Below are 17,084 nucleotides of genomic sequence, written 5' to 3' on the forward strand. Positions count from 1 at the left end.
GAAAGGGGAGAGGACAATGGGCAAAGCAACAGGTTTTATGGATTATAAAAGAGAAAAGCCAAATGAACGTGACCCTCTCACTCGTCAAAATGACTGGAAAGAATATTCAGCTCCTTATACAGATGACGTATTGAAGAAGCAGGGCGCTAGATGTATGGATTGCGGCACACCGTTTTGTCAAATTGGGATGGAGATCAAAGGCGGCGTGTCAGGCTGCCCGATTTACAATTTAATTCCAGAATGGAACGACCTTGTGTATCGCGGGAGATGGAAAGAAGCGCTCGAAAGACTGCAAAAAACAAATAATTTCCCTGAATTTACTGGGAGAGTATGTCCAGCGCCTTGCGAAGGGTCATGTACAGTCGCTATCAATGATCCAGCTGTATCAATTAAAAATATCGAACGCACGATCATTGATAAAGGCTTTGAAAATGGCTGGATCACACCGAGAATTCCTTCAAGCCGTACAGGCAGGAAAATTGCCATTGTCGGCTCAGGACCAGCAGGACTTGCAAGTGCTGATCAATTAAACCAAGCAGGTCACGCCGTCACCGTGTTTGAACGGTCTGACCGCCTTGGCGGACTGCTGACATACGGCATTCCAAACATGAAACTGGACAAAGAAGTAGTGGAGCGAAGAGTCAAACTGTTGAGACAAGAAGGCATTGATTTTGTAACGAACACAGAAATCGGCGTGGATGTCACTGCCGATGAACTGAAAGAACAGTTTGATGCGGTCATCCTTTGTACAGGTGCACAAAAGCAGCGTGACCTGTTGATTGAAGGCCGGGAAGCTAAAGGGATTCACCTTGCGATGGATTATTTAACCCTCGCAACAAAAAGCATGCTGGATTCAGGATTTAAAGACAAAAACTTTATTGATGCAAAAGGAAAAGACGTGATTGTCATTGGCGGAGGAGATACAGGTGCGGATTGCGTTGCAACTGCCCTTCGCCAAAAAGCAAAAAGTGTTGTTCAGTTCGGGAAGCATCCGAAGCTTCCGGATACACGTGTAGGGGATAACATGTGGCCTGAACAGCCTTACGTCTTCTCACTCGATTATGCTTATGAAGAAGCACAAGCTAAATTCGGGGAAGATCCGCGTCAATATTCCATTCAAACCACAAAAATTGTGGCAGATAAAAATGGAAAATTAAAAGAGCTTCATACGATTCAAATGGAAAAGGTGAAAAACGAACATGGGAAGTTTGAATTTCATGAGATTCCAGGGACAGAAAAAGTATGGCCGGCTCAGCTAGTCTTTATTGCAATTGGTTTTGAGGGAACTGAACAGCCACTCGTGAAACACTTTCGCGTGGACAGCAAAAACAATCGCATTGACGCAAAGTATGGGGAGTATACAACAAATGTAGAAGGCGTATTTGCAGCGGGAGATGCAAGACGCGGGCAAAGCTTGATTGTCTGGGCAATTAATGAAGGCAGACAAGTGGCGCACGAGGTAGACCGTTATTTAATGGGGAGTTCGGTTCTGCCAAAATAGGTCAAACAAAGGGTGTTTATGATATAGAAAAGCCATGATCCAATAGTGATCATGGCTTTTTATGATTCAGATATGGTTTGATTTACTATCACTTTTTTTCGCTCTAGTGGAGATGCAGCTAAAAGAACGAACTAAAGGCAGCGTGCTGGCTGAAGGAAGGGTGAGCTGATTGGAAAATCTATCTTTCATCAGGTGACGTTCAAGCACTAGATCACGGGTATGTCAAAACGTGTGACATATTGGTTAGGAAGACGACGTTTTGATTTTACTGCCTTTGTATAAACGGTTTAGATCCTTCCTTTCATGTACATGCTGTAGATAAATGCAGTAAGAAAGGAAGGTAAGCTTGTGCCGTTTTTTAACATTTTGATTGAACTGTTTATCGGATTTTTCGCCTTATTTTCTATTACAAAATTATTAGGAAAAACACAATTCGCACAAATCACGCCATTTGATTTTATTTCTGCGCTGATTTTAGGGGAAATGGTCGGAAACGCCATTTTTGACCCAGAAGTCAAGATTCAGCATATTTTGTTTGCTGTTGCGGTATGGGGCATTCTCATCTATACAGTTGAATGGTTTTCACAGCGCTTTAAAGGTATTCGAGCCTTTTTAGAAGGAAGACCGACACTTGTCATTGATCAAGGGAAGATTCACTACAATCGCTTGAAGAAAAATATGCTTGATCTTAATCAGTTGCAGACACTGATTCGCGCGAAGGGTCATTTTGCCTTGAATGAAATTGAATATGCCATTTTGGAAACAGATGGATCGGTGAGCGTTCTTCCGAAAATGAAATACGCAACAGCCACCGCAGAAGATGTGAACGTGAAGGGAAAAGAAGTCAAATTGCCTAGAACGTTTATTATTGATGGTGAAATTTTAAAAAAAGATTTACAAGAAGCTGGCTTCGATGAAACATGGCTGAGTGAGCAATTAAAAAAGCAGCACATTTCTTCTTATCGAGACGTTCTATTTTGTGAATGGATTGAAAATGAAGGGATTTATGCAATGAAATATGAAAAGTCTAAAAAACATCCATAACATCTATAAGTGGATGTTTTTTTGTGCGTGTCATGAATAGGATCAAAAAGAATGTTTGATTGAAAACGTTCACAAAGAGGAGGAGATGTACGATGAAGTATGGAAAGGTATGGCTTGTAGTCGTCTTGTCTTTATTACTATTGAACTCAGCTTCACTTCAAGCAGCCGGACATCAGAATCAAACAAATCGTGTCCTTGTGGTCGATCAAAAGGGAAATGGCTCATTTCAAACCGTTCAGTCTGCCATTGATACGATTCCAGTGAACAATCAACAGCGCGTAACGATCTATATTAAAAATGGTGTGTATAAAGAAAAAATCCTGCTTCCGCAAAATAAACCTTACGTGTCCTTTATCGGGGAAGACCAACACAAGACGATTCTGACGTATCATGATACAAATGCAAGTACTGGTAGCACAACAAATAGCTCAAGCACAATGATTCGTGCGAACGACTTTTACGCAGAAAATATCACCTTTCAAAATACGGCCGGCAGACATGCTGGTCAGGCGGTTGCACTATACGTGTCCGGTGACCGGGCTGCGTTCAAACAAATACGGGTCTTAGGCTATCAAGATACGCTTTATGCAACAGGTACAGGCCGGCAATATTATGAAAACTGCTATATCGAAGGAACGGTCGATTTTATTTTTGGATCAGCTACAGCCGTGTTTAAAAGAGCTGAAATAAAAAGTCTTGGAAATGGGTATATTACTGCAGCATCCACAACAGAAGCTCAAAAGTATGGATATGTATTCATCGATTCTACGCTCAAAAAGGGGACGGCTGCTGTTCAATCAGTTTATTTAGGACGTCCGTGGCGGCCTCATTCTGCTGTGACATTCCTCTATACAAAAATGGATGATCATATAAAGGCACATGGATGGCATAACTGGGATAACCGTGATAACGAAAGAACAGCTAGATATAAAGAATACGGATCGACAGGGGCAGGAAGCAATTCGACAAACCGCGTAAAATGGTCCAGCATTTTAACGAAAAACGAAGCAAGTCAAATCACAGTGCAAGCTGTTCTTAGCGGAACCGATGGCTGGAATCCAGAAAAAAGGTAAAGAGCTTGTCAGTTTTCGTCAAAGAAAGCTGACTTTTCTGTTTAAAAAACCTTTGAGAACAAACGTTCTTTTGTGTATAATGAACATATTCTTCTAAAATTAGCTGCGACAAAAAAGGAGGGATTGGGTGAAGCGTTTTTCACAGATCTTGTTTTTACAAATATGCATCCTGTCGATTTTATTTCTCCCTTTTTCAGCAAAAGATGATCAACTTACAGCTCGTGATGACTCACTGCCGTGGGTGACAGCTTTAGATGAATTTATACGAACAGTATCTGATTTAGAGGGCGCGATCTCCGGCATCAGCGTCCGCGATACTTCTGACTCCTCTCTTCTTTATGAACATCAAGCCGATATTCGTCTTACTCCTGCTTCTAATATGAAACTGCTCACATCAGCCATCGCCCTTGATATACTAGGAGAAACACACACATTCCCGACAGACATCTGGATAGATGGTTCTATTCAAAAGAAAACGTTACATGGCAACCTGTATCTTCGCGGTACCGGGGATCCGACTTTATTAGAAGAGGATTTTGCAGCACTTGCCAAACAAGTGAAAAAGGCCGGAATACATACGATTCGCGGACAGCTTGCGGCAGACGATACATGGTATGATGACACAAGATATTCGATTGATTTACCTTGGAGTGATGAGGATCAATATTACGGTGCACAAATCTCTGCTCTCACAGCTTCACCGAATCAAGATTATGATGCAGGAACCGTGATTCTCGAAGTAAAGCCAGGCAAAAAAGCAGGGCAAAAAGCGACCTATGACATAATTCCGAAGACTTCTGTCCCTCAAGTTATCAATCAAGTAAAAACCGTGCCAGAAGGAGGGAAAAAGAAGATTTCTTTTAAGCGCTCTCACGGCACCAACAAAATCACTTTAACTGGCACCATTCCGGTGAAAGCGAGTGTATCTAGACAATGGGTAGCGTTATGGGAGCCATCCTCTTATGCGTTAGATTTAATGAAACGAGCGTTAAAGGCGGAAGGGATTCATGTAAAAGGACAGCTGAAAACAAAACAAGTCCCTAAAAAAGCCAAGAAAATTGCCACCCATTCATCGATGCCTTTATCAGAGCTCCTTGTTTCCATGATGAAACTCAGCAACAATACCCATGCAGAAATATTGCTGAAGGAACTTGGAAAACAAGTGAAGAATAAAGGGAGCTTTGACGATGGACTGGATGTCATGAATGAACGGCTTCCCGCCTTTGGCATCGATTCTTCCCATACTGTGCTGCGAGATGGGTCGGGCATCTCACCTATTAACCTTGTTTCTGCCAATCAGTTCACGTTATTTTTGACAAACATTCAAAAGGAAAAATGGTTTAAGACCTATGTACATACGCTTCCGTTAGCAGGGGCAAGTGACCGAATGGTCGGAGGGACGTTAAGGAACAGATTAAAAGAACCTGCTACACTAGAAAAAGTTCGTGCAAAAACAGGTTCATTAACTACGGTCAGTACACTTTCTGGATATATTGACACAAAGAGCGGAAAGACGGTCGCTTTTTCCATTTTATTAAATCATCTTGTTGATGACGAGAAAGGGAAAGAGATAGAAGACCACATTGTTAGCATTTTAGCTGAGAATCTTTAGATAGAGAAGGAGAACCATCATGACGTTAGATAACAATCAACCTTTAGTAAAAACCATGTCCATTTTTCTCGTCCCGCTTTTGCTTAGCAATATTTTGCAATCAATCGGACAGCTTGTATCCATCGTCCTTGTCGGCAGATGGATTGGAGAGGATGCAGTAGCTTCCATTTCTGCATTCTTTCCGCTTTTCTTTTTACTCGTTTCTTTTTCCATCGGAATTGGATCGGGAAGTTCAATCCTTATTGGACAAGCGTATGGAGCAAAAAATGAACAAAGATTAAAAGAAATTATTGGCACAACGCTTTCATTCACTTTTTTGATCGGACTTTCTTTAGCAATCATTGGAGGTTTTTTTGCAACAGATATCTTAAATCTCATGGGAACACCTGCGAATATCGTGGAGGAAAGTGCGGCTTATGCCAGAATTCTATTCATCTCTATGCCGATCTTATTTCTTTATTTTGTTTACACGACCTTCCTGCGAGGGACAGGGGATTCAAAAACGCCTTTTTATTTCTTAATGATTAGTACGGCAACGAATATTTTGATGCTACCCATTTTATTATTTGGCTGGCTGGGGCTACCGGCATTTGGTTTATACGGCGCTGCGTATGCTTCTGTGATATCAACAATTGTGACATTTATCATTCTACAAATTTACTTATATAAAACAAAACACCCGCTTCGCATCGATGCATCGGTTAGAAAGCATTTTTTAATGAAAGGGGATCTACTTAAAACGTTGTTAAAGCTCAGCATTCCATCGAGCATTAATATGATCCTTATTTCTTTATCAGAAATTGCTGTTATTTCCTTTGTCAATGATTATGGATCACAGGCGACTGCTGCCTATGGTGTTGTCAATCAAGTTGTGAGCTATGTGCAGATGCCGGCAGTAAGTCTTGGCATCGCGGTCTCTATCTTTGCAGCACAATTCATTGGTGCAGGGAATATGAATCGACTGAAAGATGTCATTAAAATTGGGCTAGGGCTTAACTTTGCGATAGGCGGATTGATCATTATTTTCGTTTATATTTTCGCACCACAGATTTTATCTATCTTTTTAACAGATCCTGGGACGATAGACATTGCCTATAGTTTGGTTGTCATAACACTTTGGAGCTATCTTATTTTTGGAACGGCTCAAATTTTTGCAGCCACGATGAGAGCAAGCGGGACGGTTCTATGGCCAACGATCTTTAGTATTTGCTCCATTTGGCTTGTAGAAGTGCCAGTCGCTTATGTGCTATCGCACTACACAACCCTTGGCATCAAGGGCATCTGGATTGGCTATCCTGCGGCTTTCTTTGTGAACTTACTCCTTCAATACGGCTACTATCAGCTCGTATGGAAGAAAAAACAGATTGTAGCGCTAGTGCAGTCATAATGTAAAAGTGTGAAGCAGCATATACATACGAATATCTATCACTTTTAAGGAGGTATGATTTTCTATGTATTTGAATCAAAGAAGTGAACTGAGCTTGTACAATATCGGTGATTTTTCTTATGCCGGACCAGATTTCCAAGTGCTAACGTGGGGGAAGGAACGACATTAAACATCGGAAAGTTTTGTTCCATCGCAAACGAAGTAAAAATTTTCCTTGGCGGTGAACACCGTACAGATTAGGTCACAACGTATCCGTTTAATCAAATTTTCAAGGAAGCTTCTCACATTAAAGGACATCCCAAATCGAAGGGAGATGTCCATATAGGACACGATGTCTGGATTGGTTATGGAGCGACGATCATGTCAGGAGTATGTATCGGAAACGGGGCAGTGATTGGTGCAAATAGTGTCATCACAAAAGATGTGCCGCCATATGCAATCGTGGCAGGAAACCCGCAGCAGCTAATGAAATATCGTTTTTCTTCTAACATAATTGAACAACTTCAGTCATTGGAATGGTGGAATTTAAAGTTTTCAAGCATACAGTCCATTTTTCATCTCTTACAATCAAATGATATTGAAACTTGTATAAACGCAATAGAAGAAACAAAAAAGAAAGGCTAAATTAGCCCTTCTTTTTTTTCGTTAACTGAGTCTGATGATTGTAAGGGATGCCCCGGTTGCCCCTCCACCAATTAAAATAGCTGTTACAATTGCCCCAAACAATTGCAATGATATCGTATTTCCAGCAGTTAAATTCACAATTAATGTGTTGCTGATCATTGTGGTTGAGACCACCGGTGATTGAATAGAGCCTGGGATGACAGTGGCTCCATTAAGAAGTAGCCGTGCACTAACTAAAAGTGCAACTGTTGTATTAATTTGGTATGTGATATAGTATTTACCTGTTTGTTGTACGGTAAAAGTATCATTTGAACCATTCGGTGTAAATCCATTGATATTTTGATTACTTGGTAAAGCAATGTTAGCACCACCAACAACAGTAATGATTGTAGGACCGGTTGTATTTCCGGCATAAAGAGCCGTTTGAGTTGGACCAGTAGGCCCGGTAGCGCCAGTAGCACCAGTGGCACCAGTAGCTCCAGTAGGCCCGGTAGCGCCAGTGGCACCAGTGGCTCCCGTTGGGCCGGTATCTCCGGTTACACCAGTAGATCCCGTAGGCCCAGTAACTCCGGTCGCACCAGTAGGACCAGTATCTCCGGTTGCACCAGTGGCTCCAGTAAGCCCGGTATCTCCGGTTACACCTGTTGCTCCAGTAGGCCCGGTAACTCCGGTTGCGCCAGTTGGTCCAGTAGGCCCAGTAACTCCGGTAGCGCCAGTGGCTCCAGTAGGACCAGTATCTCCGGTTACACCAGTAGGTCCAGTAGCACCAGTAACTCCGGTTGCACCAGTGGCTCCCGTTGGGCCAGTATCTCCAGTAGCACCAGTAACTCCCGTAGGGCCGGTATCTCCGGTTACACCAGTTGGTCCAGTAGGACCAGTAACTCCGGTTGCGCCAGTTGGTCCAGTAGGCCCGGTATCTCCGGTTACACCTGTTGCTCCAGTAGGCCCGGTAACTCCGGTAGCGCCAGTTGGTCCAGTAGGACCAGTATCGCCGGTAGCGCCAGTGGCTCCAGTAGGCCCGGTATCTCCGGTTACACCTGTTGCTCCAGTAGGCCCGGTAACTCCGGTAGCGCCAGTTGGTCCAGTAGGACCAGTATCGCCGGTAGCGCCAGTGGCTCCAGTAGGCCCGGTATCTCCGGTTACACCAGTAGGTCCAGTAGGACCAGTAACTCCGGTAGCGCCAGTGGCTCCCGTAGGGCCAGTATCTCCAGTAGCACCAGTAACTCCCGTTGGGCCGGTATCTCCGGTTACACCAGTTGGTCCAGTAGGACCAGTATCGCCGGTAGCGCCAGTGGCTCCAGTAGGCCCGGTATCTCCGGTTACACCAGTAGGTCCAGTAGGACCAGTAACTCCGGTAGCGCCAGTGGCTCCAGTAGGCCCGGTATCTCCGGTAGCACCAGTAACTCCCGTTGGGCCGGTATCTCCGGTTACACCAGTTGGTCCAGTAGGACCAGTAACTCCGGTAGCGCCAGTGGCTCCAGTAGGGCCGGTATCTCCAGTGGCACCAGTGGCTCCCGTTGGGCCGGTATCTCCGGTTACACCAGTAGATCCCGTAGGACCAGTAACTCCGGTCGCACCAGTTGGTCCAGTAGGACCAGTATCGCCGGTAGCGCCAGTTGGTCCAGTAGGACCAGTATCGCCGGTAGCGCCAGTGGCTCCAGTAGGCCCGGTATCTCCGGTTACACCAGTAGGTCCAGTAGGACCAGTAACTCCGGTAGCGCCAGTGGCTCCAGTAGGCCCGGTATCTCCGGTAGCACCAGTAACTCCCGTTGGGCCGGTATCTCCGGTTACACCAGTTGGTCCAGTAGGACCAGTAACTCCGGTAGCGCCAGTGGCTCCAGTAGGGCCGGTATCTCCAGTGGCACCAGTGGCTCCCGTTGGGCCGGTATCTCCGGTTACACCAGTAGATCCCGTAGGACCAGTAACTCCGGTCGCACCAGTTGGTCCAGTAGGACCAGTATCGCCGGTAGCGCCAGTTGGTCCAGTAGGACCAGTATCGCCGGTAGCGCCAGTGGCTCCAGTAGGCCCGGTATCTCCGGTTACACCAGTAGGTCCAGTAGGACCAGTAACTCCGGTAGCGCCAGTGGCTCCCGTAGGGCCAGTATCTCCAGTAGGCCCGGTAACTCCGGTAGCGCCAGTTGGTCCAGTAGGACCAGTATCGCCGGTAGCGCCAGTGGCTCCAGTAGGCCCGGTATCTCCGGTTACACCTGTTGCTCCAGTAGGCCCGGTAACTCCGGTAGCGCCAGTTGGTCCAGTAGGACCAGTATCGCCGGTAGCGCCAGTGGCTCCAGTAGGCCCGGTATCTCCGGTTACACCAGTAGGTCCAGTAGGACCAGTAACTCCGGTAGCGCCAGTGGCTCCCGTAGGGCCAGTATCTCCAGTAGCACCAGTAACTCCAGTAGGGCCGGTATCTCCGGTTACACCAGTAGGTCCAGTAGGACCAGTAACTCCGGTAGCGCCAGTGGCTCCAGTAGGGCCGGTATCTCCAGTGGCTCCCGTTGGGCCGGTATCTCCGGTTACACCAGTAGATCCCGTAGGACCAGTAACTCCGGTCGCACCAGTTGGTCCAGTTGGTCCAGTAGGACCAGTATCGCCGGTAGCGCCAGTTGGTCCAGCAGGACCAGTATCGCCGGTAGCGCCAGTGGCTCCAGTAGGCCCGGTATCTCCGGTTACACCTGTTGCTCCAGTAGGCCCGGTAACTCCGGTAGCGCCAGTTGGTCCAGTAGGACCAGTATCGCCGGTAGCACCAGTAACTCCCGTTGGGCCGGTATCTCCGGTTACACCAGTTGGTCCAGTAGGACCAGTAACTCCGGTAGCGCCAGTGGCTCCAGTAGGGCCGGTATCTCCAGTGGCACCAGTGGCTCCCGTTGGGCCGGTATCTCCGGTTACACCAGTAGATCCCGTAGGACCAGTAACTCCGGTCGCACCAGTTGGTCCAGTAGGACCAGTATCGCCGGTAGCGCCAGTTGGTCCAGTAGGACCAGTATCGCCGGTAGCGCCAGTGGCTCCAGTAGGCCCGGTATCTCCGGTTACACCAGTAGGTCCAGTAGGACCAGTAACTCCGGTAGCGCCAGTGGCTCCCGTAGGGCCAGTATCTCCAGTAGGCCCGGTAACTCCGGTAGCGCCAGTTGGTCCAGTAGGACCAGTATCGCCGGTAGCGCCAGTGGCTCCAGTAGGCCCGGTATCTCCGGTTACACCTGTTGCTCCAGTAGGCCCGGTAACTCCGGTAGCGCCAGTTGGTCCAGTAGGACCAGTATCGCCGGTAGCGCCAGTGGCTCCAGTAGGCCCGGTATCTCCGGTTACACCAGTAGGTCCAGTAGGACCAGTAACTCCCGTAGGGCCGGTATCTCCGGTTACACCAGTTGGTCCAGTAGGACCAGTAACTCCGGTAGCGCCAGTGGCTCCCGTAGGGCCGGTATCTCCGGTTACACCAGTAGATCCCGTAGGACCAGTAACTCCGGTCGCACCAGTTGGTCCAGTAGGACCAGTATCGCCGGTAGCGCCAGTTGGTCCAGTAGGACCAGTATCGCCGGTAGCGCCAGTGGCTCCAGTAGGCCCGGTAACTCCGGTATCTCCAGTGGCTCCCGTAGGGCCGGTATCACCAGTATCACCAGTGGCTCCCGTAGGGCCAGTAACTCCGGTTGCCCCAGTAGGTCCAGTAGGACCAGTAACTCCGGTTGCCCCAGTAGGTCCAGTAGGACCAGTAACTCCGGTAGCGCCAGTTGGTCCAGTAGGACCAGTATCGCCGGTTACACCAGTAGGTCCAGTAGGACCAGTAACTCCGGTATCGCCAGTGGCTCCAGTAGGCCCGGTATCTCCGGTTACACCTGTGGCTCCAGTAGGGCCAGTATCACCGGTATCGCCAGTGGCTCCAGTAGGACCAGTGGCTCCAGTAGGCCCGGTAACTCCGGTATCTCCAGTGGCTCCCGTAGGGCCGGTATCACCAGTATCACCAGTGGCTCCAGTAGGCCCGGTATCTCCGGTTACACCTGTGGCTCCAGTAGGGCCAGTATCACCGGTAGCGCCAGTGGCTCCAGTAGGACCAGTATCTCCTGTTGGACCAGTGGCTCCAGTAGGACCGGTATCTCCGGTCGCACCAGTAGGTCCCGTTGGACCGGTATCACCAGTATCACCAGTAACTCCAGTAACTCCCGTAGGGCCGGTATCTCCGGTCGCACCAGTGGCTCCAGTAGGGCCAGTAACTCCGGTTGCCCCAGTAGCTCCAGTAGGACCAGTAACTCCGGTAGCGCCAGTTGGTCCAGTAGGACCAGTATCGCCGGTAGCGCCAGTTGATCCTGCTGCAGCCAGTAATGTGTAGTCTGGGGAAGTATCTGGTGTACCTGTCGGTGGTGCAGTATTTACTACATACGTACTGCCATTAAAGGTCACTACTTGCCCTACTTGGTAAGTAGGGCTGATTACCGGGTCAAACGCTTCAATACCTGTTAACCCTGCCCCAGTGGCTCCCGTAGGACCAGTAACTCCGGTCGCACCTGTTGCTCCCGTAGGACCGGTATCACCGGCGCCAGCAGGTCCGGTGGGTCCAGTAGGCCCAGCGGGACCTGGGGGGCCTCTTCGTCCAACCCTTTGAATTGGTTTTGATTGTTTTTCTCCTTTTGCACTGTGACAGAGAGGATTTCCTTGAGGTCTATTTTGTTTCGAAAGTTCTTGTTTGATAAATGAACAGTCTCTTCTTTGAGAACGGTCATGACGTGATCTTTTGTAATGAGGCAGTTCATGATATTTACCGCAAAAGGGACATTTGTGATCGAATTGATTGTACAAATTGCCCATCTCCTAAAATTGATATTTCATTCTATGTGCAAATTTTTAAATTGGAAGTAAAACCTAGAAAATCATCAATTCGAAAATCATCGAATCAAATCATTTAAATGTTTGATGATTTTATGTTATGGTGTTGAAAGTATGGAACTAGTATGATTTTTGACAGAAATGGGGACATCATTTATGAGTCAATCAGTTTTAAAGCGCACAGCTTATTCCGTTTTAAATTTATCCTCTGTGACAGAAGGCGGCTCCATTAAGGAATCTTTTGAACATAGTATGGATTTAGCAAAAAAGGCGGAGAAGTGGGGTTATCATAGATACTGGCTGGCAGAACACCATAATATGGAAGGTGTTGCGAGCTCTGCAACGTCCGTTTTAATTGGGTACATTGCTGGCGGAACCGAAAAAATTCGAGTAGGATCTGGCGGAATTATGCTGCCAAACCACTCTTCACTTGTCATTGCTGAACAGTTTGGAACACTTGAGACATTATATCCGGGGAGAATTGATTTAGGTCTTGGCAGAGCACCAGGGACAGATCAGTTAACGGCAAGGGCGCTTAGACGTAATCTTCATAATGGAGAAGATTTCCCTGAGCAGCTAGAAGAACTCAGGCAATATTTTAAGCCAACCGGACAGGTCAAAAAGCATGTAAGAGCCGTTCCGGGAGAGGGTCTAGACATTCCGATTTGGCTCCTTGGTTCAAGCGGTTTTAGCGCAAGACTTGCAGGAGAGCTTGGATTGCCATTTGCCTTTGCGGCACATTTTTCACCTAAAAATACAATTCCTGCTTTAGAGTTGTATAGACAGTCATTTAGACCTTCTGATGTGTTAAAAGAGCCTTATGCCATGGTGGGTGTGACAGTTTTTGCTGCAGATCAAACAGAGCGAGCTGAATATTTGGCAACCTCTCATTATCAGCGGTTTTTGAGTCTCATTCGAAATACTCCAGGAAAACTCAAAGCGCCTGTCGACAGTATGGACGGCCTTTGGAGTCCATATGAAAAAGCGATGGTGGATGAACAATTAAGTTCGACAATGATCGGGGATAAAGAAAAGGTGAAAAAAGAATTGGAAGCCTTTGTTGAAGCCACTCAAGCAGACGAAGTGATGATTAATTCGGATATGTTTGACCATCAAGAAAGAATGCGTTCATATGAAATCATCGGTGAGATCTTCCAAGAAGCACAAGAAAAATAAACATAAAAAAGAACTGCACAAAGCAGTTCTCAGATTGTAGAGAAACTCATGTTTTTCTACAATCTTTTTTATTTTCATCGTAATGATGATGGATGAGATTTAATGAAAAAGGCCTCCCACACACCTAGCCTAGCTTCGCTAGGTGTGTGGCAATCTTCTTCATGTTCTGACAGGCAGCTGTGAGAAGCACTTGCTCACTCACATTTTGTTTTCCCCTCAACCGGCAGTAGCGAAGCCCATGCAGTTGTTTTGAATCTGCAAAGCTTCGCTCTATTTTTTCTTTTCTTTTTTTATATAGCTCTTTTCCAGAAGCAGACAGACGATTTTGTCTGATCTTTTCTTTATGTTCTTCCCATACATGTCTTGAGATCACTTTTTGATGATTTTTCGACCTTGTACAGCTCTCTAGGAAAGGACACGATACGCATTTTTTAGGGTCTGATTTGTAGAATCGATAACCTTTTCGATCAGTTGTTGTATATAATAGCTTCTCGCCATTTGGGCATATGTAGTGATCATGTTCAGAATCATACTGAAATTTCCATTTCTCAAATAATCCTCTTGTTGGATGAAAGCGTCTATGTGCGATGACACCAAAAATACGGCGATCGGATAAACCTTTACAGATTGGGGTTGTCAAATAACCAGAATCAAGGGCAACAGCTTCTACTTGAAAACCAAATCGGGCGATTTGGTGATCCAATCGATCAAGATACGGAACAGAGTCATGGATATTGCCGGGCGTGACATGGGCATCCGTGATGATATTGTACTTCATATCCGTTGTACGGTGGTCTAGGTAGAAAAAGCCTTCTGGCTTGTTTTCACGATAAAGATAGCCACTTTCAGGGTCAGTCGTACTTTGACGAATGTCTTTTTCCGTTTTCACCTCCTCTTTTACCTTTAAGGGCTTTTTTCCGTGTACCTCTCGATCTTCTTGGATCGCTTCTTCTAAATCATTTATATAGTTCTGAGTATCTTGTTCAATCGTTTTTCTCGTATATTTATGTTTATTGGCATTGGCTTTAAGATGAGTCGAATCAGTAAAAAGAACGCGGCCTCCTACCATATCATGATTGATGGCTTGAAGCACAATTTCATCAAAAATGTCTTGAAAAATCGTTGTATCTTTGAATCGAGTACGACGATTCCAGCTAATGGTCGAGTGGTGGGGAACGGGGTCATTGATGTTCAAACCTAAAAACCATCTATACGCCATGTTATAGTAAATTTCTTTTTCAAGTTGTCTTTCAGAACGGATACCGTACAGGTATCCGATAAACATCATTTTGAACAAAATAAGTGGATCAAGAGAAGGACGACCTTTATTCTCACTATAATAGGGTTTGACTTTATCTACGATAAATGAAAAATCAATGTACTGATCAATTTTACGAAGCAGGTGATCCTCTTCGACCAGTTGATCTAGCAATACAAATTCGGCTTCGTGCTGAGAAGAATTTCTAGTGTGGAACATGAGAAAAACACCTTCCTTTAGTATGCTTTTCTCTATTATAAAACGGGGGAATGGAAACTTTAAGGGAAAAAATAAAGCTGTCGAGATTTACTCGACAGCCTGAGAACTGCACAAAGCAGTTCTTTTTTTACTTACGCTTTTGTAAAAATACGAAATGGTTGTCCAATTGGCAGTACAGTACGGCCAAAATGAGTATTGAGCACAACTGCTGCTGAACCATAAAATGAAAGCAGGGAAATGATCAATTCTGCAATGCCGGCAATGGTATGAGTCACGTCGTACATCACACCAAATGAGCTTAGGGAAAGACCAAGGAATAAGAAATCAATAAAGACGAAAATCAAAAATAATACTTTATGTGTTTCCATTGCACCAATCGTCATAAACAAGCTGAAAATTAAATACCCGATAAACGCAAAACCTAGTTGTTTTGGATCTGCTGCTCCCGCAAGCGTTTTCCCAAAAACGCCCGCTTGAATGAGCCAAGTCGTTCCAACGCCCATCCAAAAAAGACCGAATGCGCCAAAGGCAGTGGCTCCAAAAATATTGTGGTGCTTTGAATCTTGTATGGACGCGATCAGCTGCGCGATGCCTCCAAGGAAGATAGCCCAAGGTAAAATAAGGGAAGTGCCATCTGTAATTCCTAGTTTTTGTGAGGACGCAACGAGCGTCACCATTGCTAAACCAAACAAACCAAGTGGTGTTGGGTCTGCAATTGATAATCGATAAGCTTGAACATTCTGTTTTTCCATAATGACCTCCTACAATTTGCACTTACAAAAGATACTCGAATTCCACAGAAACGTCAAGCTCTTTTTTAGTAGACACTTGCAACCTCTTCCAAATAAATCTATATTTAATACATATACTATGTGATAGAAAAAGAGGGATAAAATTGAGTAAAGGCTTAGCTGGAAAAACGATTGCCATTTGTGGAACGAGAAAAACAGAAGAAATGCGTACACTTGTCGAAAAACAAGGGGGACAAGCCGTTATTCGTTCTCTTCAAGGAACCGTATTTTTAGCCAAAGAGGAGTTAAAGCCAGGCATTGAAACCTTTGTGAAAAAAGGCGTCGATTGGGTGATTTTAACAACGGGTATCGGGACGGATACATTAATTGAGAGTGCAGAAGAGCTTCATTTAGGGGAAGAATTTATGCACATTCTATCAAATGCACAGATTGCTTCAAGAGGATACAAAACCTATACTGCACTCAAAAAACGCGGAATTCAGCCAGACGTATCTGATGAAGATGGAACAGTTCGTGATCTGATCTTAAAGCTTGATGGCAAAGAGTTTCAAGGCAAACGTGTCATGGTGCAGCTTCACGGAGAAAACGCTCCAGCTCTCATGAAGTTTTTACATGACAAAGGGGCAGATGTATTGCCGCTTTTACCTTATCAGCACACACCACCTGAACCAGAAGCCGCAGAAACATTGCTTCAAGAAATGAAAGATGGAAAAGTCCAAGCCGTCTGTTTTACAACCGCTGTTCAGGTGCACGCCTTTTTCACACTAGCGGCAAAATGGGGAAGAAAAGAAGAACTCCAAGCGCTATTTGAGCAGCACGTACTGGCAGTAGCTGTTGGAAAAGTCACAGCTGAAGCTTTAAAAGAAGAGGGAATTGACCGGATTCTTGCCCCGTCACTTGAGAGAATGGGTGCAATGATTATGGAATTATCCCAATATATGAAAAAACAATCCTTACACTCATAGAAAAAACGCCTTTCACTAGATCAGTGGAAGGCGCTTTTCATTAGATTGTCCGTTTTCGGTTCGTACGAATTTTTTTTAAGACGAAATAGAGAACGATCAGGACAATCGCAATGGCCATAATAGGAGTGGTATAAGCGTGAGCAACACTTTGAATGTGGTCCCACTTTGTCCCAAGCTGCATACCGAGATAGATAAATAAGATCGACCAAGGGATGGCTGCTAATCCTGTCAAGAGGATAAATTTCAAGAAAGGCATTTTGGCAATACCGGCTGGAATGGAGATGGCATGGCGGACAATAGGAATAAAGCGCGCTGTAAACACCACACCGGTTCCATATCGATCAAACCAGCGCTCTGCAGTGGCGATATGATGTTCATGGATGAATAAGTATTTTCCGTACTTTGTTAAAAAAGGTCTTCCGCCATAAAGACCGATCCAGTATATAAAACACTGTGCGAGCGTACCTCCGATGACGCCGGCGATAACAGCTCCAACAAAACCGATTGTTCCTGTTGACACCATATATCCGCCATAAGCAAGAACAATTTCGCTCGGAATGATTTCAATCATCAGACCTAGTGCTACACCTACATAACCAAGGCTTGTCAGCCAAGTTAAAATTTCATTAAACAAGGTTCCCATTCATTTCACTCTGCCTTT

Annotated in this window: 11 protein-coding genes and 1 pseudogene; 8 read left to right on the forward strand and 4 right to left on the reverse strand. The window is 45.6% G+C overall.

The genetic code is table 11. The features are described 5' to 3' along the window. The first annotated feature begins 16 nt into the window (after window positions 1–16). The 6 genes and pseudogenes from gltD (at window position 17) to MHI11_RS10255 (ending at window position 7,241) form a co-directional block, all read left to right on the forward strand. On the forward strand, window positions 17–1,501 hold the full coding sequence (gltD, locus tag MHI11_RS10230; protein ID WP_340961002.1) for a glutamate synthase small subunit: 1,485 nt from the start codon (window positions 17–19) through the stop codon (window positions 1,499–1,501). A 348-nt stretch (window positions 1,502–1,849) separates the two neighbouring features. Next, window positions 1,850–2,545, forward strand: a complete 696-nt coding sequence (locus MHI11_RS10235; protein WP_044141266.1) for a DUF421 domain-containing protein — start codon at window positions 1,850–1,852, stop codon at window positions 2,543–2,545. Between the two features lie 92 nt (window positions 2,546–2,637). Beyond that, a complete protein-coding gene (locus tag MHI11_RS10240; protein ID WP_340961003.1) occupies window positions 2,638–3,618 on the forward strand; it encodes a pectinesterase family protein in 981 nt (326 codons plus the stop codon). Window positions 3,619–3,745: 127 nt separating this feature from the next. Next, window positions 3,746–5,230: a D-alanyl-D-alanine carboxypeptidase/D-alanyl-D-alanine endopeptidase gene (gene dacB, locus MHI11_RS10245; RefSeq protein WP_340961004.1), complete on the forward strand. Its 1,485-nt coding sequence runs from the start codon at window positions 3,746–3,748 to the stop codon at window positions 5,228–5,230. Between the two features lie 19 nt (window positions 5,231–5,249). Next, complete coding sequence (locus MHI11_RS10250) at window positions 5,250–6,617, forward strand: MATE family efflux transporter (protein ID WP_340961005.1); 1,368 nt, start codon at window positions 5,250–5,252, stop codon at window positions 6,615–6,617. A gap of 64 nt (window positions 6,618–6,681) precedes the next feature. Next, window positions 6,682–7,241 (forward strand): annotated as a pseudogene (locus MHI11_RS10255) (CatB-related O-acetyltransferase). Window positions 7,242–7,262: 21 nt separating this feature from the next. Here MHI11_RS10255 and MHI11_RS10260 read toward each other — a convergent pair. After that, on the reverse strand, window positions 7,263–12,026 hold the full coding sequence (locus MHI11_RS10260) for a beta strand repeat-containing protein (protein WP_445661861.1): 4,764 nt from the start codon (window positions 12,024–12,026) through the stop codon (window positions 7,263–7,265). Window positions 12,027–12,209: 183 nt separating this feature from the next. Here MHI11_RS10260 and MHI11_RS10265 point away from each other — a divergent pair, with 183 nt between their 5' ends. Continuing rightward, a complete protein-coding gene (locus tag MHI11_RS10265; protein ID WP_340961007.1) occupies window positions 12,210–13,229 on the forward strand; it encodes an LLM class flavin-dependent oxidoreductase in 1,020 nt (339 codons plus the stop codon). Window positions 13,230–13,353: 124 nt separating this feature from the next. On the opposite strand, the gene MHI11_RS10270 is transcribed toward MHI11_RS10265, so the two are convergent. Beyond that, on the reverse strand, window positions 13,354–14,706 hold the full coding sequence (locus MHI11_RS10270; protein WP_340960248.1) for an IS1182 family transposase: 1,353 nt from the start codon (window positions 14,704–14,706) through the stop codon (window positions 13,354–13,356). A 131-nt stretch (window positions 14,707–14,837) separates the two neighbouring features. Next, entirely contained in the window at window positions 14,838–15,458 is a 621-nt protein-coding gene (locus tag MHI11_RS10275; RefSeq protein WP_044141318.1) for an acetate uptake transporter, read from the reverse strand. 143 nt (window positions 15,459–15,601) lie between these two features. Between MHI11_RS10275 and MHI11_RS10280 the strand changes: the two genes are divergently transcribed. Continuing rightward, entirely contained in the window at window positions 15,602–16,423 is an 822-nt protein-coding gene (locus MHI11_RS10280) for a uroporphyrinogen-III synthase (protein WP_044141319.1), read from the forward strand. Window positions 16,424–16,463: 40 nt separating this feature from the next. Here MHI11_RS10280 and MHI11_RS10285 read toward each other — a convergent pair whose 3' ends face one another. After that, entirely contained in the window at window positions 16,464–17,066 is a 603-nt protein-coding gene (locus MHI11_RS10285; RefSeq protein WP_044141320.1) for a DedA family protein, read from the reverse strand. Window positions 17,067–17,084: the final 18 nt, after the last annotated feature.

This window comes from Bacillus sp. FSL K6-3312 (assembly GCF_038007485.1).
Lineage (GTDB): Bacteria > Bacillota > Bacilli > Bacillales > Bacillaceae > Bacillus > Bacillus pumilus.